The sequence below is a fragment of the Arthrobacter sp. IK3 genome (assembly GCF_051337705.1).
GTDB lineage: Bacteria > Actinomycetota > Actinomycetes > Actinomycetales > Micrococcaceae > Arthrobacter_B > Arthrobacter_B koreensis.
The window spans coordinates 82,716-102,694 of the sequence record NZ_JBPPSW010000008.1; the positions used below are offsets into that span (position 1 = coordinate 82,716).

The window sequence follows — 19,979 nt, forward strand, 5'->3', positions numbered from 1 at the left end:
GTTCCCGGATCACAGCACGGAGTTTCCCCATGATTGCCTCCCTACGCGGCGTCGTAACCCACGTCGGCACTGCATCCGCCGTCCTTGACGTCAACGGCGTCGGCATGGCCGTCCAGGCAACTCCGCAGACCCTGATGTCCCTGCGGACAGGCGCCGAAGCGCTGCTGCACACGGCCCTCATTGTCCGCGAGGATTCGATGACCCTGTTCGGTTTCGCCGAGCCGGGGGAACGGGAAGTGTTTGAGACCCTGCTGGGCGTCAGCGGCGTCGGCCCGCGCATCGCCCTCGCCGTGCTGGCAGTCCACACACCCGAAGCAGTGCGGATCGCCGCCTCATCCGGGGATGACAAGGCCTTCAGCAAGGTTCCGGGAATCGGCCCCAAGGGAGCCCGCCGGATTGTCCTGGAGCTCGCGGACAAGCTGGTTCCGCTCGGCACCGATGAAGCGCCGGCCGGCGTGCCGGCCTGGAACGAGCAGGTGCTCTCTGCGATGACCGGGCTGGGCTGGTCGGAGAAGGACGCCACGGCCGCCGTTGAAGCCACGGCGGCAGAGCATCCCGACGCCGCCGCGGCGGGCAACGTGGCCGAAATCCTGCGCCTGACCCTCCGCCGCCTCGGCCAGGACGGTGCCCGCGCCCGGTCCCCGCAGCGGGCGGGCTAGCGTGGCCGCCTCCGAAACGCTGACCACGGCGGCCCCTGATCCGGATGACAAGGCAATCGAGGCCGCGCTGCGTCCGAAGAACCTCGACGATTTCGTGGGCCAGAAGCGCGTCCGGGAGCAGCTGTCCCTGGTCCTGGAGGCCTCCCGCCTGCGCGGCCGCAGCGCAGACCACGTACTGCTTTCCGGCCCTCCCGGCCTGGGCAAGACCACGCTGTCCATGATCATTGCCGCCGAGATGAACGCGCCCCTGCGGATCAGCTCCGGCCCGGCGATCCAGCACGCCGGCGATCTGGCGGCCATCCTCTCCTCCCTCACGGAGGGGGAAGTGCTTTTCCTCGATGAGATCCACCGGATGTCACGGCCTGCCGAGGAAATGCTCTACATGGCCATGGAAGACTTCCGCGTTGACATCGTGGTGGGTAAAGGCGCCGGCGCCACCGCCATTCCGCTGGACCTTCCCCCCTTCACCCTGGTGGGCGCCACCACCCGTGCCGGGCTGCTGCCGGGCCCGCTCCGGGACCGCTTCGGCTTCACCGGGCACTTGGAGTTCTATTCCACGGCCGAACTCGAGCTGGTGCTGCGCCGCTCCGCGATGCTGATGGACATGAAGGTCAACTCTGCCGGTTTCGCCGAGGTTGCCGGCCGGTCCCGCGGAACGCCGCGTATCGCGAACCGCCTGCTGCGGCGGGTCCGTGACTGGGCACTGGTCCACGGAATCGACCAGATCGACGCGCGCTCCGCGGGCGCTGCGCTGGACATGTATGAAGTGGATGAACGCGGCCTGGACCGGCTGGACCGTGCCGTGCTGCATGCCCTGGTCACCAAGTTCGGTGGGGGACCCGTGGGCTTGTCCACCCTGGCGATCGCCGTCGGCGAAGAACCGGAGACCGTGGAAACCGTCGCGGAACCCTACCTGGTCCGCGAAGGCCTCCTGGGGCGCACCCCGAGGGGCCGCATCGCCACACGCGCTGCCTGGGAACACCTGGGACTGCAGATGCCCGACGCCGCTGCGCAGCTCATCCCTGAATCGCTGTACACCGGGCCGGGCACGGCCGAATCGGCGGACCCGGGCGAGCCCTGACGGGTTCCGGCCCCGGTATGCAATCAGCGGCGGATGCCTGCACAATAAAATCTACGGGGAAACTTAAGCGGCCGGTGGACCGTTTTCCCCTTAGACTGTTTTGACGTCCGCTCCGCCGGTGCGCTGATTCCGGCATACCGCATACATACCGCAACAGAAACGGAACCCTTCGTGTTCTTGAATGTCTTGGCCCAGACCACCGATACGGGAGCTCAGGGCGGTTTTACGTTCTCCAGCCTCCTGCTGCCGATCCTGCTCGGCCTGTTCATCTTTATGATGTTCCGGAAGCAGAAGAAGACCCAGAAGACCGTCCAGGAGCAGCGCACCCAGATGGTTCCCGGCACTGAGGTCATGACCCAGTTCGGTCTCTTCGGCACCATCGTCTCCGTCGACCAGGAAGAGAACAAGGCTGTCCTTGAGCTTTCTCCCGGCAACACCGCCACCATTCACCTCCAGGCGCTGACCAAGGTTGTCACCGCGCAGCCCGAGGAAGCAGAGACCCAGGACGCCGTCGTTCCCGATGACGCTTCTTCCCTCACCGGCGACGTATCTGCCGCCGAGGACCGTTCGCGCGAAGCGGCTGCTGAAGCACCGCAGGACGAGACCCCGGACGAAACGCTTAAGCGCCTCGACCGCGAGAACAAGAAAGACAACTAGACTCTCCGAGGACCTGCAGGCAGAGCAGTTGATGCAGGTCCGCCGGATCCATCTGTCTCCGGCGATCACGCCCTAAAGGAAAACCCTTATGCCTCGAACCGGCTCCGGCCCGGCAGCAAAAAAGACGCTCATTTGGTTGGGCGTCCTTTTTGCTGCCCTGGCCCTTTTGCTCGGCGGCGGCTCCATGTGGAGCAACGCCAGCTGGACTCCAAAGCTCGCCCTTGACCTTGAGGGCGGCACCCAGATGATCCTTGCCCCGAAGGTGCAGGGCGGTGACTCCCAGATCAGCCAGGAACAGCTGGACCAGGCCGTGGAGATCATCCGCCAGCGCGTGGACGGCAGCGGTGTCTCCGAAGCGGAGATCACCACGCAGTCCGGCCGGAACGTCGTCGTATCGCTTCCGGGCACGCCGACAGCCGAAACCCGGGCACTGATCCAGGCCTCGGCGGCCATGGAGTTCCGCTCCGTCATTATGGGCGGGCCGGGCCAGGCGCCTGCCGCGGAAACGCCGACGCCGGACGAGGCACTGCCGCAGCCCACGGCTGAACCCCAGAACGGTTCGGACATGAACTGGGTCACCCCCGAGCTGTATAAGGAGTTCGAATCGACGAACTGCCTGGACCCCTCGGCGCTTGAGGCTTCGCTGGAGCCGGCACCGGCAGACCAGCCGATGGTTGCCTGTGAACCGGGAACCGCCGGCAAGTACATCCTCGGGCCGGTGGAAGTCCCCGGCTCCATGCTGGAGGATGCCAGCTTCGGCATGGCACAGAGCGGCCAGGGCCAGTCCCTGAACGAGTGGGCCGTCAACCTCGACTTCAACCGTGAAGGTACCGAGAAGTTCCGCGCTGTCTCCGAGCGCCTGCTCAGCTTCGGTGACGGATCCCCGCAGAACCAGTTCGCGATCGTCCTGGACGGACAGGTGATTTCCGCCCCGTCCATGAACGTCCTGATCACCGACGGCAACGCCCAGATCACCGGCCAGTTCACGCAGGAGACCGCCAAAGCGCTTTCCGAGCAGCTGAAGTACGGTGCCCTGCCGATCAGCTTCGACATCCAGAGCGAGCAGCAGGTCTCCGCCACCCTTGGCGCCGACCAGCTCCGCATGGGCCTGATCGCCGGCATCATTGGCCTGATCCTGGTGGCCGTGTATTCGCTCTTCCAGTACCGGGCCCTCGGCTTCGTTACCATCACCTCGCTCATTGTGGCCGGCGTGCTGACGTACCTGGCCATTGCGATCCTCGGCTGGTCCCACAACTACCGGCTCTCACTGGCAGGTGTTGCGGGCCTGATTGTGGCCATCGGCCTGACCGCGGACTCGTTCATCGTCTACTTCGAGCGAATCCGGGACGAACTGCGTGAGGGCAGGGGACTGGTCTCCGCTGTGGACATCGGCTGGAAGCGTGCCAAGCGCACGGTCCTGGCGTCCAAGGCAGTGAACCTGCTCGCCGCCGTCGTGCTGTATTTCGTCGCCGTTGGCAACGTCCGCGGCTTCGCCTTTACCCTCGGCCTGACTGCCATCGCCGACCTCATCGTCGTGTTTATGTTCACGCACCCGGTGATGGTCCTGCTGGCCCGGACCAAGTTCTTCGGCAAGGGCCATAAATGGTCCGGCCTCGATGCCACGCGCCTGGGTGCCGTTCCGGTCTACCGCGGCGCAGGACGCCTGCGCGAACCGGCAGCGGGCAACGCCAACGACGACGCCGCAGGCTCGCCCGCTCCCGCCGTCAAACCCGCAGGGGCCTCGAAGGCAAAGAACAAGGGCGCCGCCCGCGAAGCAGAGCGCCGGATGACGATTGCCGAGCGCCGGGCAGCGGCCGCAAGCGGCGGCAAGGACGAATCCGCAAAGCCCAACGAGGCTGCGGACAAACACGATTCAATGGCAGGCTCCGGCCGCGACGCGGAGAAGGAGGGCAACTGATGGGTAAGCTTCCCGCGTTCGCCCGGTTCGGCAATGAGCTCTACACCGGCAAACGGTCCTACAACTTCGTGGGACGCTACCGGTTGTGGTTCCTGATTGCCGCAGCTGCGGTGCTGCTCTCAATTCTGATCCCGGTAGCCAAGGGCGGGTTCAACTTGGGAATCGATTTCCGCGGCGGTTCCGAGTTCACCGTTTCCGGCGTGGAGGACACGCAGGTTTCGGTGGGTGAAGAAGCCGTGAGCGAAGTAGTCTCCGGTTCCGATCCGCGCGTGACCAACATTTCCCCCGGGACAATGCGCATCCAGACCGAAGAGCTCAGCGACGACCAGACCTTGGACGTGAAGACGGCCCTGGCTGAGGGGTACGGCGTCAACGAGGACCAGGTGACGTCCACCTTCATTGGCCCGACGTGGGGCAACGACGTCAGCCGGCAGGCCCTCATTGGCCTCGTGGTGTTCGTCGCCCTGGCCGCCCTGCTGATGGCCCTGTACTTCAGGACCTGGAAGATGTCCCTCGCCGCGATCACCGGACTGCTGGTGGTCATGACGGTGACCGCCGGCCTGTACGCGCTCAGCGGGTTCGAGGTAACGCCGTCGGCCATCATCGGGTTCCTTACCGTCCTGAGCTACTCGCTCTATGACACGGTGGTGGTCTTCGACAAGATCCGGGAAAACACGGCCAACCTGGATAAACAGACCAAGCGGACGTTCGCCGAACAGGTGAACCTCGCCGTCAACCAGACGCTGGTCCGTTCGATCAACACTTCCGTGGTCGCAGTGCTGCCCGTGGCATCCGTGCTCTTCATCGGTGCCTACCTGCTGGGCGCCGGCACCCTGAAGGACCTGTCCCTGGCGCTGTTCATCGGCATCATCCTGGGTACCCTGGGCACCCTGTTCGTCGCCGCCCCGCTCTACGCCTGGCTGCGCCGCCGCGAGCCGGAAATCGTGAAGCACACCAAGCGCGTCACCGAGCGCCGTGAACAGGAGGCGCCGGCCGCGCCGGCCGCCGCTTCCGCGACGTAACACCCAGACTGCATTCCTGCCACCGGTTCCGTTACTTCCCACGGGGGAAGAACGGAACCGGTGGTGTAAGCGGGGCAGCCAAGGGGCATAGACTGGGCAGATATCTGGAAAGAAAGGGCAGCAGTTGGCCGAGAGCGCGACGCCTGCCGAAAGCGCAGGAAAAGACCGGGACGAGAACTCTGTCCCGGAAGCGGTGAACTCCCCGGACAAGGGGTCCGGCGGTAAGACGCCTGCCGCAGTCCAGGTAAAGCCTGGCCCCGGGCAGACGGTTGCTCCTGCCCAGAAGCCCGCGCCCAAACCCGCCCCGGTACGCAGGCACGGTACGCGTGCCCGGCTCGCCCGCTTGGCCGGCCGAGGGACATCCTATTCACCGATGCTCGAACCCCTCCTGCGCACCGTCCGAGCCAATAACCCGCGCGAAGACCTGGACCTGATCCAGCGCGCCTACCTAGTCGCCGAGCGCTGCCACGAAGGCCAGAAGCGCAAGAGCGGCGACCCGTACATCACCCATCCGGTCGCCGTCGCCACCATCCTTGCCGAACTCGGCATGACCGGCACTACCCTGGCCGCCGCCCTGCTGCATGACACGGTGGAGGACACTGCCTACTCGCTGGATGAGCTGCGCAGCGAATTCGGTCCCGAAGTGGCAATGCTGGTGGACGGTGTTACCAAGCTGGACAAGGTGACCTTCGGTGACGCGGCCCAGTCCGAGACCGTGCGCAAGATGGTCGTCGCCATGGCCAAGGACATCCGCGTGCTGGTCATCAAGCTGGCGGACCGCCTGCACAATGCCCGCACCTGGCGCTTCGTCTCGCCGGAGTCTTCCGCACGCAAGGCACGGGAAACACTCGAAATCTTCGCCCCGCTGGCCCACCGGCTCGGCATGAACACCATCAAGTGGGAACTTGAAGACCTCTCCTTCGCGGCCCTGCACCCGAAGGTCTATGACGAGATTGTCCGCATGGTGGGGGACAGGACCCCCGAGCGGGAGAAGTACCTCTCCACCGTGCGCAGCCAGATCGCCGAAGACCTGCACAGCGTCAAAATCAAGGCCACCATCACCGGCCGCCCCAAGCACTATTACTCGATCTACCAGAAGATGATTGTGCGGGGCAAGGACTTCGACGACATCCATGACCTGATGGGCGTGCGGGTGCTCGTGGACTCGGTCCGGGACTGCTACGCCACGCTTGGCGCACTGCATGCGCGCTGGAACCCCCTGCCCGGGCGGTTCAAGGACTACATCGCCATGCCGAAGTTCAACATGTACCAGTCGCTGCACACCACGGTGATCGGGCCGGGCGGCAAGCCGGTGGAAATCCAGATCCGCACCCATGACATGCACCGCCGCGCCGAGTACGGTGTTGCCGCGCACTGGAAGTACAAGGACAGCGCGAAGAACGGCTCGCCCGCTCCGGACAACTCGGACATGGGCTGGCTGCGGTCCCTGGTGGACTGGCAGCAGGAAACCTCGGATCCGGACGAGTTCCTGGATTCGCTGCGGTTCGAGATCAACGCCCGCGAAGTATTCGTGTTCACGCCCAAGGGTGAGGTCATGGCCCTGCCCGCCGGCTCGACTCCGGTGGACTTCGCCTACGCCGTGCACACGGAAGTGGGCCACCGGACCATCGGCGCCCGCGTCAACGGCAAGCTGGTTCCACTGAACAGCGAGCTCCAGCACGGGGACTGGGTGGAGATCTTCACCTCCAAGGCCGAAGGCGCCGGACCGAGCCAGGACTGGCAGGGATTCGTCAAGAGTCCCCGCGCACGCAACAAGATCCGCCAGTGGTTCACCAAGGAACGCCGCGAAGAGGCGATCGAAAAGGGCAAGGACCTGCTGACCCGCGGCATGCGAAAGCAGAACCTGCCGCTGCAGCGCCTCATGACGCATGACGCGCTGATCGCCGTGGCACAGGAACTTCACCACCAGGACATCTCCGCGCTGTATGCCGCCGTTGGTGACGGCCATACCTCCGCGCAGAACGTCATTGAGCACCTGGTTTCGCTCATGGGCGGGCACCAGGGTGCCGAGGAGGACCTCGCGGACACTCCGGTGTCCTCCGCGAATGCGAAGCGGCCCAAGTTCTCCGACTCCGGCGTCACCGTGCGCGGGGTAGGGGACGTATGGGTGAAGCTGGCCCGCTGCTGCACTCCGGTGCCGCCGGATCCAATCATCGGCTTCGTGACCCGCGGATCGGGCGTCTCGGTGCACCGCACCGACTGCCGGAACGTCCAGGAGCTGCGGGACCAGCCGGACCGCATTGTTGCCGTTGACTGGGCACCTACCCAGTCCTCCGTGTTCCTGGTCGAAATCCAGGTGGAGGCACTGGACCGGAAGTCACTGCTCTCCGACGTCACGCGGGTGCTCTCCGAGAACCACGTGAACATCCTCTCGGCCAGCGTGAACACCTCCAGCGACCGCGTGGCCATGTCCAAGTTCGTCTTTGAGATGGGCGATCCCAAGTACCTCAGCCACATCCTCAGCGCGGTCCGCCGGATAGACGGCGTGTACGACGTCTACCGGACCACGGGAGACCAGCGCCGGGTCTAGCGCCGGGCAGCGGACCCGGATTCTCCTTCCAGTTCCGCTGCCACCTGTGCCACCGCCTTGAGTGCGCGCCGCGTTCCGGGAATGCGGTAGCCGCTGCGCAGCAGGGTCAACAGGTACGACGGCGGACAGTTCAGTTCCGCGTCCCTGGCCATGGCCAGCAGCACCGGCACTGACTGCTCCAGCGGAAAGTGGAGGGCGACGTCGTACGCTGTCCGCAGCGGATGCGTCACCGGCACGGAACCCAGCAGCATCCGGTCCGCAGGGCCAAGCGCCACCTCATGCAGCACCGCTCCGCTGAACGGCGGCAGGGCGGTGCTCCTGCGCCGGGAATCCGCGAGCAGGGCCAGCCTGCCCGGGGAATCGGCGCAGCCGAAGATCCAGGCTGCGCTCATCCAGCCGAAGGCGTAGCGCCCGCGAACCTGTTCCGGCAGGCTGTGCTGCGCTGCCAGCGCCCTGGCCAGCGGAGAGACCCGAACATCCCACCGCAGGAAGGTATCGCCGTACACCCGCGTCAGCAGGCCGTCGCGGCACATGCCCTGCAGCTCGGGAAGCGTGAACACCTGGCCGGCATGAAACACCGCACCGCCCGTGGAGGTGACCTGGGGGATTGCACCGTGGTCCGGGCAGGGGAGGGACATTCCTCCAGACTTCCTGCCCGCGGGTTAAAGCGAAAGGCCCGGACGCCGCCTGTGGAAAAGCGGAGTCCGGGCCTGCCGGCGCGTAGAGCGCTGGAGCTAGGAGAAGTCCTGGGCTGAACGGCGCAGGGTTTCAAGCCACTGCTCGCGGGCTTCAAGGGCTTCACGGGCGTTGGCGATTTTCTTGGCGTCGCCGTCCTTCTCGGCGGCGGCGAGCTCATCGCGCAGGGTGGCGATGGCCGCTTCCAGCTGCGTCAGTGCGCTGTTGGTGCGGGCCTTCGTCTCCGGGTTGCTGCGCTGCCAGTGCTCGTCCTCGGCGGCCTTGACGGCTTCTTCGACCTTGCGGATGCCCGCTTCCATGCGGCCCATGTCAGCGCGCGGAACCTTGCCCGCTTCTTCCCAGCGGTCGCGGATGGACTGCAGGGCCTTGCGGGCTGCGTTCAGGTCCGTGACCGGCAGAATTTCCTGTGCTTCCTTGAGGAGGGCTTCCTTGACCACCAGGTTGGCGGCGAACTCTTCGTCGATCACCTCGTTGGCGGCCTGGCGGGCTGCGAAGAACTTATCCTGTGCGGCACGGAACCGTGCCCAGAGGGCGTCGTCGTCCTTGCGGCTGGCGCGCTTGGAGGCCTTCCACTCATCCATGAGCCGGCGGTATTCGGCGGCAGTGTTGCCCCAGTCAGTGGAGTCGGAAAGCGCTTCGGCGCGGGCAATGAGGTCTTCCTTTGCCCGCTTGGCCTCGGCGTTTTCATTGTCCAGCTGGGAGAAGTAGGCGCGGCGGTGCCGGTCGAAGACCGTGCGGGCCGAACGGAAACGCTTCCAGAGGGCGTCCTCGTTGCTGCGTCCCAGCCGGGGTCCGTTCTTCTGCGCGGCCTTCCACGCTTCGAACAGCTCGTTCATCCGGTTGCTGCTGGTCTTCCACTGGATGCTGGCCGGGTCCTTGGCGGCAATCTCCTCCGCTTCGGCAACAATTGCTTCGCGGGCGGCGAGTTCACGCGCACGGACGGCCTCGGCTTCGGCGCGTTCGGCGGCTTCGGCTGCCTTGATGCCGGCCTGCAGGTCTGCAATGCGGGCGTCCAGCGCCTTGACGTCGCCCACCATCTTCCGCTCAGCCACCTGGGCGGAAAGGTGCTTCAGGGTCTTGTGCATGTCCGAGGCCGGTGCCTTGGCTGCCAGGCGCTGTTCCAGCAGGATGACCTGGCTGACGGCGTCGTCGTACTTGCGCACGAAGTAGCCCAGCGCCTCCTCGCGCGTGGCATCGGGGTACTGGCCAACGGGGAACTCTTCGCTGTCAACGATCAGGAAGACGTGGCCGTCCTCCTCGACGCGGGCGAATTTCGCGGCTTCTTCCAGCGGAGTGGTGTGGGCGGCTGGGGCTGCCACTACGGGCGCCGGGGCTGCTGCTCCGGGACGGGCTGCAGCCGGTGCAGGAACCGGGTGCCGGGCCGCGAAAGCTGCCGGGCTGGGAGCTGAGGGCCGCTGCGTTTCCGGAACGTTCCCGGTGGTTTCGTCGGATTTTTGACTGTCTGTCACCGCTAAAAGTCTTTCACTCGATGGATGGCCGCTGAGCGAATCCCGCAGAGCCATTACTTCAGGGTAAACGAATCTATCGTCACCGGGGTTGAAGGCCTTCCGTCCCGGCCGCCGTCAGCCACGCCATCGGCGGCTATCGCCTCCAGAACTTCAAGCCCTGACGTTACCTTACCCATTATCGTGTACCCGCCGGTTTCCTGCGTTATTACGGAGTCCTTGTAGGCAATGAAGAACTGCGTGCCGTGGGAGTCGGGGCTGGCGCCGCGGGCTACGGCAATGGTGCCTGCAGGGTAGGTGCCGTCTTCCGGGCTGTTCTCAACCGGACCCCACTGGTAGTCCGGATCCCCGGCTCCGGTCCCGTCCAGGGAACCGCACTGCAGAACGCCCATGGTGTCCTGGGTGGTCAGCCGGTGGCAGTCCTTTCCGTCGAAGAAGGAGGAATCGGCCAGGGACTTGAACACGGCAGCTGCCTGCGGGGCTGCGCTGCCGTCCAGTTCCACGCCAATGTCCGCACCGTTCAGGACCAGCGTCCCGGTGAACGTCCTGCCTGCCGCGAGGGACGGGTCCGGGATGGCGGAGGCGTTCTGCCCGGCTTTGGCTTCCTGCTTGAGCGCGGCCAGGTCATCGGCCGTGGGGTTCGACGAGAACCAGAAGACCTGCAGGGCGACGGCCAGGGCCAGGACCAGCGCTCCGGCTGCCCCGGCGAACGCATTGTCCCTCAGCCGGCGTTTCCGCTGATCCCGGGCGAACGCCTCTTTGGCCTCCTTGCGGGCCAGCCGCTGGCGGGCGGTCCGGTTGCTCTGGCTGCCGGCTCTCACTGCCGTCCTCCTCGGGGGTAGGGAATGCGGATAGCTTCCGGGATCGCCTCCGGTGGCGGTCCGGAGCCCGGAAACGGCTAAAATGGGTGCCGCACACAGTTTAGGCACGTAACTTGTGTGCCTTCCCAGTATTTGGTCCGCCGCGCGCTGCACTGCGCCGTGCAGCGGGCCGCCTGATCCCAAAGGAGTCTGCCGCATGGCACGCAAGGCCTCACTGTCCGGTTTCCCTGAATGGCTACCGCAGGAGCGCCTCGTTGAACTCCATGTGCTGGACGTGCTGCGCCGCACCTTTGAACTGCACGGTTTCGCGAACATTGAAACCCGCGCGGTGGAGACCGTCGGCCAGCTGCTCCGCAAGGGAGAAATCGACAAAGAAGTCTACGCGCTGAGCCGGCTGCAGGCCGAGGAGGGGGAAGGCCCGGCAAAGCAGGATCCCAACCAGCTGGCCCTGCACTTTGACCTCACCGTCCCGTTCGCGCGCTACGTGGTGGAAAACGCCGGTCACCTGGCGTTCCCCTTCCGCCGCTACCAGATCCAGAAAGTCTGGCGCGGTGAACGTCCGCAGGAAGGCCGCGCCCGCGAGTTCACGCAGGCGGACATTGACGTGGTGGGCGACGGCGAGCTGCCGTTCCGGTATGACGTCGAGCTGGCGCTGGTCATCGCCGAAGCCCTCGGCGCGCTGCCCATCCCGGACTTCCGGATCCGGGTGAACAACCGCAAGCTGGCCGAAGGCTTCTACCGCGGAATTGGCCTCGAGGACACCGCGGGGGTGCTGCGCAGCATCGACAAGCTGGAAAAGGTTGGCGCTGACCGGGTGGCCGAGCTGCTGCAGGAAGAGCTGGGCGCCACGCCCGAGCAGGCTTCCCTGGCATTGAAGCTCGCGTCCATCCGCACCGAGGACGAGTCCTTCGTTGACCAGGTCCGCGCCCTGGGCGTCACCAGCGAACTGCTGGACACCGGCCTGGAGGAACTGCGGCAGGTCATCGCCGAAGCCGCCCGCCGGGCACCGGGCAAGGTCATTGCGGACCTTTCCATTGCCCGCGGCTTGGACTATTACACCGGCACGGTCTACGAAACGGTGCTGGTGGGCCACGAACAGCTCGGCTCCATCTGCTCCGGCGGCCGCTACGACTCACTGGCGACCAAGGGCAGCCGGTCCTTCCCCGGCGTCGGGCTCTCCATTGGCGTCACCCGCCTGGTGATGCGGATCCTCAGCCAGGAATTCGCTGAAGCCAGCCGCTCGGTTCCCACCGCCGTCCTGGTGACCCTTGCCGACGACGATTCATGGTCTGCGGCGCAGGACGTCGCCGCAGCGCTGCGCGGACGCGGCATCGCCGTCGAGGTTGCGGCGAAGGCAGAGAAGTTCGGAAAGCAGATCAAGTACGCCGACCGCCGCGGCATCCCCTTTGTCTGGTTCACCTCCGAAGACGGAACGCATGAGGTGAAGGACATCCGTTCCGGAGACCAGGTGCACGCCGACCCGGCGGTGTGGACGCCGCCCGCAGAGGACCTTGTTCCGCAGGTCAGCGCGCGCGGCTAAATGTTGCACGGCTGAAACACGCCGTTCTCCGATCGCGGCATGCGGCTGGCCTATAGTGGCTGCATGAAAACCCCGTTGCGGATCGGCTATGCGGCCATGCTCGAGCAGTTCCACCCCAGCGAAGCGGTTGCGCTGTCTGCGTACGCGGAGGAGCGCGGCTTCTCCGGAGTCATGGCGGCAGACCACTTCCAGCCGTGGGTTCCGGCGCAGGGCCAGTCGGCCTTCGTCTGGAATGTGCTCTCGGCACTGGGGGAGCGGACCAGGGGGGACCTCGGGCCGGGTGTGACCGCTCCGACCTTCCGCTGGCATCCCGCCATGGTCGCGCAGGCCTCCGCAACCCTGGCGGCCATGTACCCGGGCCGGCACTGGCTGGGCCTGGGTTCCGGCGAGGCGCTGAACGAGCACGTCACGGCGCAGTACTGGCCGGAGGCCCCGGAGCGGATCAACCGGATGTTCGAGGCGATCGAGATCATTTCCAAGCTCTTCGCCGCGTCCGTGGCCGGTAAGGACGTCCGCCACAGCGGCACGTTCTACAAGATGGAGTCCACCCGGCTCTGGACCATGCCGGAGGTTGCTCCGGAAATCCTCGTCGCCACCGCAGGGCCGGTAACCGCCAAGCGTGCCGGACGGCATGCCGACGGCCTCATCACCGTGGGCGCGCCGCTGGAGAAGATCGAGGGCCTCTTCGCGAAGTTCGACGCCGGTGCCCGCGAGGCCGGCAAGGATCCGGACACGATGCCCAAGGTCCTGCAGCTGCACATGAGCTGGGCCCCCACCTACGAGGAAGCCCTCGCCAACGCCATGACCGAATGGCCCAACGGCGGCATGAAGTTCCCCAAGGCGGATATCCGCTCGCCCTTCGAGCTGGAGCAGATGGCGCGGCTGGTCCGTCCCGAGGATTTCGAGGGCAGGCTGCTGATCTCCGAGGACCCGGACGTGCACCGCGCGTACATCCAGAAATTCCTCGACCTCGGATTCGACCGCGTGTACCTCCACAATGTGGGGCGGAACCAGCGTGAATGGATCGACGTTTTTGGCACGTCGGTGCTGCCGGAGCTGCATCGATGACGCTGGACCACTTCCTGACTGAATCTTCGGACCGAATTACCGCGCCAACCACCCGGCTGGTCATCACGCCTGTAGAAGGAATCGGAGAGATTCGTTCCGGCGATGACCTGGCGGGCCTTATTGGACGGGCCTGCGGAAAGGACCTGCGCAGCGGAGACATCCTGGCGGTGACTTCCAAGGTTGTCTCCAAAGCCGAAGGCCGCACCATGCCCGCCGCCGACCGTGACGCTGCGGTTGAGCAGGAGACGGTGCGGGTGGTTGCCAGCCGCGAGCACGCCGGCGGGACCACAAGGATCGTAGAGAACCGGCTCGGCATCGTCGCAGCCGCAGCCGGCGTGGACGCATCCAACACCGAGGACGGGACGGTGCTCCTGCTCCCGGAGGACCCGGATGCCTCGGCGCGGGCCATCTGCCGCCGGCTCAAGCAGGACTTCGGCGTGGACATCGGCGTCGTTATTACGGACACGCTGGGACGCCCCTGGCGGCAGGGACAGACGGATGCCGCGATTGGCGCCGCAGGGCTGAGCGTCCTGCTGGACCTGCGCGGCACCCCGGATGCCTCCGGCCGGCCGATGACCGCCACGGTGTCCGCGGTGGCCGATGAGATCGCTGCCGCTGCGGATCTGGTCAAGGGAAAGACTGCCGGACTGCCGGTTGCGCTGGTTCGCGGCCTCGAAACGCTGGTCACGGTGGGCGGCATGGACAAGGACCCGGGGGCGAAGGCTTTGCTGCGTCCCGCCGGGGAAGACATGTTCCGGCGCGGCAGCGCGGAGGCCTTTGAAGACGGGCGCCGCTCCGGGACCAAGACGGGTTACAACGCCGGCTATGACGACGGGCATGCGGCCGGCTACGAGGACGGGTACGCCGCCGGATATGCCGCAGCCGCTGCCGAAGCGCGCCGCCGGACCCGCAGCACGGGTTCCCGCTGAGGCCACGGGACTTCCGCATGGAGCTGATCCCGGCTGGGACCGCCGTGGCAGCTGCCGCCCCTACCGGGCCAGAGCAATCAGCGGCCGTCCCGTCAGCGGATGCCGCAGCAGCTCAGCCCGAACCCCGTAGACGCGCTGGATCAGCTCCGGCGTCAGGACCGACCCCGCCGGGCCGGAGGCAACGACCCTTCCGCCGCTGAGCACGATCAGGTGCGAACACGCTGCCGCTGCATGGTTGATGTCATGCAGCGCTGCCGCCACGGCCGTCCCCTCCGCAGCAAGCTTCTCCAGCAGTCCAAGGGTTTCAAGCTGGGCCGAGGCATCCAGGTGGTTGGTGGGCTCATCCAGCAGGAGCACCTCAGGTTCCTGCGCCAGCGCCCGTGCCAGCTGCACCCGCTGCTGCTCACCGCCGGAAAGCGTGGAGTAGGATCGCTCCGCTAGGCGGAGCACCCCGGCTGCCGCCAGGGAATTCTCCACGACGTCCAGGTCTCGGCGGCTGTCCCCGGCCAGCAGGCTGCGGTGGGGCGTCCGGCCAAGGGCTGCCACCTCGCGGACCCGCTGGGATGTCTCGCCCGGCAGGGACTGTTCCACCAGCGCGATGATTCGCGCCCGTTCCCGTGCCCTGGTGCTTGGAAGCGGCCGGTCCCGCAGCCGTACCGTTCCGGCGTCGGGATCCAGGACTCCTGCCAGCACATGAAGCAGCGTTGATTTTCCTGCGCCGTTGGGGCCAAGCAGCCCGGTAAAGGTACCGGGCTCAAGGGTGCAGTCGACGCCGTCCACCAGCACACGGCCGCTGCGGACCAGCCGCACCCGCTCCGCTGAAACGCCGGCGGCTACGGCGGTGCCGGCCCTCATGCGCCGCTCCTGCGGCGGAGCAGCAGCAGGATAAAGAACGGTGCCCCAATCAGCGCCGTCACGATTCCCACCGGAATCTCCCGGGGGTCAAACACAGTCCGCGCCGCGGTGTCCGCCAGGACGAGGAACAGGGCCCCGGCCAGGGCGGAGAGCGGCAACAGCGAACGGTTGGAGGCCCCGGCCAGCATCCGCACCGCGTGCGGCAGGACCAGCCCCACGAACCCGATGGATCCGCTCACGGAGACCATGGCGCCGGTCAGCAGGGCGGTGGCTCCCAGCAGCGTCCACCGCACGGCAGGGACGGGCACGCCCAGCGCGGAAGCGGCGGTGTCACCGAAGGAGAAAGCGTCCAGGATACGGCCGCAGAATATCAGCGGAATCCCGACGGCGGCGAGTGCCGGGAGGGCGATCGCGGTGCTGGACCAGGTGGCGCCGGCCAGGGACCCCATCAGCCAGCCGAGGACTTCACGGTAGGAATCGCCCTGTGCGGTCCAAAACACCACGAAAGACGCGGCGGCTGCGGCCAGGGAAGACACCGCCAGCCCCGCCAGTACGGTTCGGGTGGGCGTGATGGAGCCCAGGGCACCGGCCAGAGCGAGCGTTGCGGTCATCGCCAGCATGGCCCCGGCGAACGCCGCGACGGGAAGCACGACGGCGGCGCCCAGCAGCAGCACCGTCACCGCCCCCAAACTGGCTCCGGAGCTCAAACCCAGCAGGTAGGGGTCGGCCAGCGGATTGCGGGTCAGCGCCTGGATCACCGCGCCGCTGAGGGCCAGGCCGGCACCGACCGCCGCTGCCGTCAGCACGCGCGGCAGCCTGAGGTCCCGCACGATAGCTTCCTGCAGCGGTGTCAGGGATCCGCTGCCCGGACTAGCCAGCGCCAGCCACGCCTCCTTCACCCCCAGACCGGCAGGTCCCACCGTGAGCGCCCAGAGTCCGGCAGCCAGCAGTCCCACTGCCAGGGCGGCACCTACCAGCCAGGCGCGCGAGCGCGGAGGCCGGGCGGGACGTTCGGCGGCGGGGGCCCCGGGGCGGGCGAGGGTGTCAGTCAAGGGCGGCCAACTGGTCGGTGAGGGAGCGTACGGTTTCCACGTTGCGCACCCCTGCTTCGGAGGCGGCGAAGGGAACCACCAGGTAGCGGGCGTCCCGGACGGCCCGAAGCTGGGACATCACTGAGTGGGACTCCAGCACGGCCTTCTTCTTCTCCACACTTCCCCAGGCGGAATCGACGAGCACAATGACGTCAGGGTCCGCCTCGGCAACGGCCTCCCAGGAGTAGGGTGTCCATCCCGCGTCGATCCCGGATGCTATGTTCTCCAGCCCGGCGGATTCCATCAGCAGGGCGGGGGCACCGCTGCCGGCCCCCACATAGGGGGTGTCGGACCCGGAGCTGTACCAGAGGGCGCTGTACCCCTTGCCGGACGGGGAGAGCGCCTCGAGCTCGGCCCGCTGTGCCTCCACCAGTTCCGCTGCCGCACCGGCTGCCCCGAACAGTTCCCCGGCTTCTTTGATGGAGGCAAAAACGTCGTCGAACGTCAGCGGGCTGGGCCGGTACCCGTCTTCCATACAGGCGGCCGGTGATACGTAGCTCGCCACGCCCAGGTCTGCGAGCTGCGCACGTTCGCCCGCCCCGTCGGCGGAGAAGTTCGATTCCCAGCCGGCGAAGACCAGGTCCGGAGCGAGCGCCAGGACCGCCTCCCGGGAGGGCACCTTTTCGGCCAGGACCGGTGGAACCGGCGAACCGGTCCAGGCATCGGGCACCGGGCCGTCAGAGAAGGCGGTGCCAACAATCTTTTCGCCCAAACCCAGGGCCAGGAGCAACTCGGTGGAGGTGGACTTGATGGTCACCACGCGCTCAGGGGGAGCGTCCAGCGAGACTTGGGTGCCGCAGTTGTCCAGCTCCAGCGGGAATCCGGGATCCGCGGTGTTGGAGGCCGTGGCCTCGGGGCTTTGGGCCCGGGCGGGGTCCTGGGACACGCCGGCGCAGCCGGTCAGGGCCAGGACGGTGAGGCCGGCAACCGCGGCCGGGCGCAGGAAACCGGATGAAACAGGGAACGGGGGAGTCATAGAACCTCGCAGGGAGAAGTGATCCGGGCGGTGGTTCCGCGGACTGCCGTGCCCACGGAAAAGGTGCGGCTGGGCCCAAATCAAGGCCTGCTGATCCCCGGCCAATCGGGCCGGTAAACGGTTGCCGCCTGCCGGGCAGAAAGCGCACCGGCGGCGATTTCTACACTCTTGCAGAACTCGCCTTCGTAGCCAAGGATGTCGGGCACGGAGAACGGAGCTGCACCGCAGCTTTAATGCCTCCGAAACGCAGGAGAAATGTTTAGCCCAAAAGATGATGAAAAGCCCATGCGGCCTTTTTGCGAAACGGGCGGCTTGGCCGCCGGATTGTGGAGGATGTTTTGACGATCGTTCGAACCGCACTGACGCAGACCACCTGGACCGGGGACGAGGAGTCCATGGTTGCCAAGCATGAGGACTTTGTCCGCCGCGCTGCAGCGGAAGGCGCGCAGGTTATCTGTTTCCAGGAACTCTTCCACGGGCCGTATTTCGGAATTGTCCAGGACAGCAAGTACTACGAGTACGCCCAGGCTGTTCCGGGTCCGCTGACTGAGCGGTTTTCCAAACTGGCCGCAGAGCACAACATGGTGATTATCCTTCCCGTCTACGAGGAAGAGCAGCCCGGCGTCTACTACAACACGGCTGCGGTAATCGACGCTGACGGAACGTATCTGGGCAAATACCGGAAGAACCACATTCCCCATGTGGAGAAGTTCTGGGAGAAGTTCTATTTCCGTCCGGGAAACCTCGGCTGGCCGGTCTTCGACACGGCAGTGGGCAAAGTCGGCGTCACCATCTGTTATGACAGGCATTTTCCCGAAGGCTGGCGGGTCCTGGGCCTGAACGGTGCCCAGCTGGTCTTCAACCCGAACGCCTCCAAGCCAGGACTCTCCAACCGCCTCTGGGAACTTGAGCAGCCCACCGCCGCGGCTGCCAACGGCTACTTCGTGGTGGTCCCCAACCGGGTAGGGGAGGAAACCAATGAATTCGGCGAGGAGGCAGTGGATTTCTACGGCACCTCCTACATCGCTGATCCGCAGGGCAACTACGTGGGTGAGGTCGGAGCCCGTGACGGCGAAGAGCTGATGATCCGTGACCTGGACATGGACCTTGTCCGTACCGCACGGAACAACTGGCAGTTCTACCGGGACCGGCGTCCGGACGCCTACAACCCCATCACGGCACCGTAAGCCCGGAGAACGAAGAGGAAGGCAAGGAAACGCCCTATGGCAACAACACTGATCTCCGGTGGCACCGTCGTCACCGCCACCGGCCGCAGCGCTGCGGATGTCCTGGTGGACGGAGAGAAAATCGCGGCGGTCCTGGCACCGGGCTCCACCCTGCTGGGACACGACTTGGCCGGCTCGGTGGACACCGTCCTGGACGCCACCGGCAAATACGTGATTCCAGGCGGGATCGACGCTCACACTCACATGCAAATGCCCTTCGGCGGCACCGAAGCCTCAGACACGTTCGAGACCGGCACCCGGGCAGCGGCCTGGGGCGGAACCACCACCATCGTGGACTTCGCGATCCAGCGGTACGGCGAACGCGTGATGGACGGTCTCGCGGCCTGGCACGAGAAGGCCGCCGGACAGTGCGCCGTCGACTACGGCTTCCACCAGATCATCGGCGACGTCAACGATGACTCGCTCAAGGCGATGGAAGCCCTGCCGGACGAAGGTGTGTCCAGCTACAAGCTGTTCATGGCCTACCCCGGTGTCTTCTACAGCGATGACGCGCAGATCTACAAGGCCATGCGCGTCGGAGCGGAGACCGGGCTGATGACCATGATGCACGCAGAGAACGGTCCGGCCATCGACGCGATGGTTGCCGAGCTCCTGGCCCAGGGCAAAACCGATCCCTACTACCACGGCGTTGCACGCGCCTGGCAGATGGAGGAGGAAGCCACGCACCGGGCCATCATGCTCGCCAACCTCACCGGCGCCCCGCTCTACGTGGTCCATGTCTCCGCCAAACAGGCGGTAGAGCAACTGGCGGCGGCCCGGGACAACGGACAGAACGTCTTCGGCGAAACCTGCCCGCAGTACCTTTACCTCTCGCTGGAGGACCAGCTCGGTGCCGAAGGGTTTGAAGGCGCCAAGTGGGTCTGCTCCACACCCCTGCGGTCCAAGCATGAGCACCACCAGGACCGCATGTGGCAGTCGCTGCGAACCAATGACATCCAGATGGTGGCCACGGACCACTGTCCCTTCTGCATGAAGGGCCAGAAGGACATGGGCGTTGGGGACTTCTCCAAGATCCCCAACGGCATCGGTTCGGTGGAGCACCGGATGGACCTGATGTATCAGGGCGTGGTGGACGGCAAGATCAGCCTGGAACGCTGGGTGGAAATCACCAGTACGACGCCGGCACGCATGTTCGGCATGTACGGCACCAAAGGTGTGATCGCCCCGGGAGCCGATGCCGACGTCGTGATCTATGACCCGAACGGCCACACCTCCATTGGGGTGGAAAAGACCCACCACATGAACATGGACTACTCCGCGTGGGAGGGCTATGAGATCGAAGGCCACGTGGACACCGTGATGTCCCGCGGCCGGGTGATCATCAACAACAACGAGTACCTGGGCAGCAAGGGTCACGGGCAGTACGTCCGCCGCGCAACCAGCCAGTACCTGGTCTAGGGGG

17 protein-coding genes are annotated in these 19,979 nt (G+C 66.2%); 11 read left to right on the forward strand and 6 right to left on the reverse strand.

Going from position 1 to position 19,979, the window contains the following annotated elements; translation table 11 throughout:
• Nucleotides 1-29: 29 nt before the first annotated feature.
• The 6 genes from ruvA (at nucleotide 30) to ACSLGO_RS12070 (ending at nucleotide 7,888) form a co-directional block, all read left to right on the forward strand.
• Entirely contained in the window at nucleotides 30-659 is a 630-nt protein-coding gene (ruvA, locus tag ACSLGO_RS12045; protein WP_091604431.1) for a Holliday junction branch migration protein RuvA, read from the forward strand.
• A gap of 19 nt (nucleotides 660-678) precedes the next feature.
• Entirely contained in the window at nucleotides 679-1,740 is a 1,062-nt protein-coding gene (gene ruvB / locus ACSLGO_RS12050) for a Holliday junction branch migration DNA helicase RuvB (RefSeq protein WP_226802474.1), read from the forward strand.
• A gap of 177 nt (nucleotides 1,741-1,917) precedes the next feature.
• On the forward strand, nucleotides 1,918-2,397 hold the full coding sequence (gene yajC / locus ACSLGO_RS12055) for a preprotein translocase subunit YajC (RefSeq protein ID WP_263129009.1): 480 nt from the start codon (nucleotides 1,918-1,920) through the stop codon (nucleotides 2,395-2,397).
• An 88-nt stretch (nucleotides 2,398-2,485) separates the two neighbouring features.
• Nucleotides 2,486-4,315: a protein translocase subunit SecD gene (gene secD, locus ACSLGO_RS12060; RefSeq protein WP_325787481.1), complete on the forward strand. Its 1,830-nt coding sequence runs from the start codon at nucleotides 2,486-2,488 to the stop codon at nucleotides 4,313-4,315.
• Nucleotides 4,315-5,337 (forward strand): protein translocase subunit SecF, encoded by a 1,023-nt coding sequence (gene secF / locus ACSLGO_RS12065; RefSeq protein ID WP_091604437.1) that lies wholly within the window; start codon nucleotides 4,315-4,317, stop codon nucleotides 5,335-5,337. Before secD ends, secF begins: the two co-directional genes overlap by 1 nt.
• 373 nt (nucleotides 5,338-5,710) lie before the next feature.
• Nucleotides 5,711-7,888 carry a RelA/SpoT family protein gene (locus ACSLGO_RS12070; RefSeq protein ID WP_226802473.1) on the forward strand — a complete coding sequence of 726 codons (2,178 nt, stop codon included), beginning with the start codon at nucleotides 5,711-5,713 and terminating at the stop codon, nucleotides 7,886-7,888.
• On the opposite strand, the gene ACSLGO_RS12075 is transcribed toward ACSLGO_RS12070, so the two are convergent.
• The 3 genes from ACSLGO_RS12075 to ACSLGO_RS12085 all read right to left on the reverse strand — a co-directional run bounded on the left by ACSLGO_RS12075 (nucleotide 7,885) and on the right by ACSLGO_RS12085 (nucleotide 10,871).
• Complete coding sequence (locus ACSLGO_RS12075; protein ID WP_386916629.1) at nucleotides 7,885-8,526, reverse strand: hypothetical protein; 642 nt, start codon at nucleotides 8,524-8,526, stop codon at nucleotides 7,885-7,887. The two genes, ACSLGO_RS12070 and ACSLGO_RS12075, sit on opposite strands and share 4 nt — an antisense overlap.
• 96 nt (nucleotides 8,527-8,622) lie before the next feature.
• On the reverse strand, nucleotides 8,623-10,053 hold the full coding sequence (locus ACSLGO_RS12080) for a DUF349 domain-containing protein (RefSeq protein ID WP_226802463.1): 1,431 nt from the start codon (nucleotides 10,051-10,053) through the stop codon (nucleotides 8,623-8,625).
• A 53-nt stretch (nucleotides 10,054-10,106) separates the two neighbouring features.
• Entirely contained in the window at nucleotides 10,107-10,871 is a 765-nt protein-coding gene (locus ACSLGO_RS12085) for a peptidylprolyl isomerase (RefSeq protein WP_263126921.1), read from the reverse strand.
• 196 nt (nucleotides 10,872-11,067) lie between these two features.
• On the opposite strand from ACSLGO_RS12085, the gene hisS reads away from it, so the two are divergent.
• The 3 genes from hisS to ACSLGO_RS12100 all read left to right on the forward strand — a co-directional run bounded on the left by hisS (nucleotide 11,068) and on the right by ACSLGO_RS12100 (nucleotide 14,408).
• The gene (gene hisS / locus ACSLGO_RS12090) at nucleotides 11,068-12,411 is read left to right on the forward strand and encodes a histidine--tRNA ligase (RefSeq protein WP_386887181.1); all 1,344 of its coding nucleotides are present in this window, start codon (nucleotides 11,068-11,070) and stop codon (nucleotides 12,409-12,411) included.
• Nucleotides 12,412-12,474: 63 nt separating this feature from the next.
• On the forward strand, nucleotides 12,475-13,479 hold the full coding sequence (locus tag ACSLGO_RS12095; protein ID WP_436401195.1) for a TIGR03557 family F420-dependent LLM class oxidoreductase: 1,005 nt from the start codon (nucleotides 12,475-12,477) through the stop codon (nucleotides 13,477-13,479).
• Complete coding sequence (locus tag ACSLGO_RS12100; protein WP_436401237.1) at nucleotides 13,476-14,408, forward strand: coenzyme F420-0:L-glutamate ligase; 933 nt, start codon at nucleotides 13,476-13,478, stop codon at nucleotides 14,406-14,408. Before ACSLGO_RS12095 ends, ACSLGO_RS12100 begins: the two co-directional genes overlap by 4 nt.
• A 60-nt stretch (nucleotides 14,409-14,468) precedes the next feature.
• On the opposite strand, the gene ACSLGO_RS12105 is transcribed toward ACSLGO_RS12100, so the two are convergent.
• The 3 genes from ACSLGO_RS12105 to ACSLGO_RS12115 are packed head-to-tail and all read right to left on the reverse strand — an operon-like array spanning nucleotide 14,469 to nucleotide 17,330.
• Complete coding sequence (locus tag ACSLGO_RS12105; RefSeq protein ID WP_436401196.1) at nucleotides 14,469-15,263, reverse strand: ABC transporter ATP-binding protein; 795 nt, start codon at nucleotides 15,261-15,263, stop codon at nucleotides 14,469-14,471.
• A complete protein-coding gene (locus ACSLGO_RS12110) occupies nucleotides 15,260-16,315 on the reverse strand; it encodes a putative F420-0 ABC transporter permease subunit (protein WP_419242661.1) in 1,056 nt (351 codons plus the stop codon). Before ACSLGO_RS12110 ends, ACSLGO_RS12105 begins: the two co-directional genes overlap by 4 nt.
• The gene (locus ACSLGO_RS12115; RefSeq protein WP_436401197.1) at nucleotides 16,308-17,330 is read right to left on the reverse strand and encodes a putative F420-0 ABC transporter substrate-binding protein; all 1,023 of its coding nucleotides are present in this window, start codon (nucleotides 17,328-17,330) and stop codon (nucleotides 16,308-16,310) included. Before ACSLGO_RS12115 ends, ACSLGO_RS12110 begins: the two co-directional genes overlap by 8 nt.
• 338 nt (nucleotides 17,331-17,668) lie before the next feature.
• On the opposite strand from ACSLGO_RS12115, the gene ACSLGO_RS12120 reads away from it, so the two are divergent.
• Nucleotides 17,669-18,517: a nitrilase-related carbon-nitrogen hydrolase gene (locus ACSLGO_RS12120; RefSeq protein WP_091604470.1), complete on the forward strand. Its 849-nt coding sequence runs from the start codon at nucleotides 17,669-17,671 to the stop codon at nucleotides 18,515-18,517.
• 36 nt (nucleotides 18,518-18,553) lie between these two features.
• Complete coding sequence (gene hydA / locus ACSLGO_RS12125; RefSeq protein WP_325787471.1) at nucleotides 18,554-19,975, forward strand: dihydropyrimidinase; 1,422 nt, start codon at nucleotides 18,554-18,556, stop codon at nucleotides 19,973-19,975.
• Nucleotides 19,976-19,979: the final 4 nt, after the last annotated feature.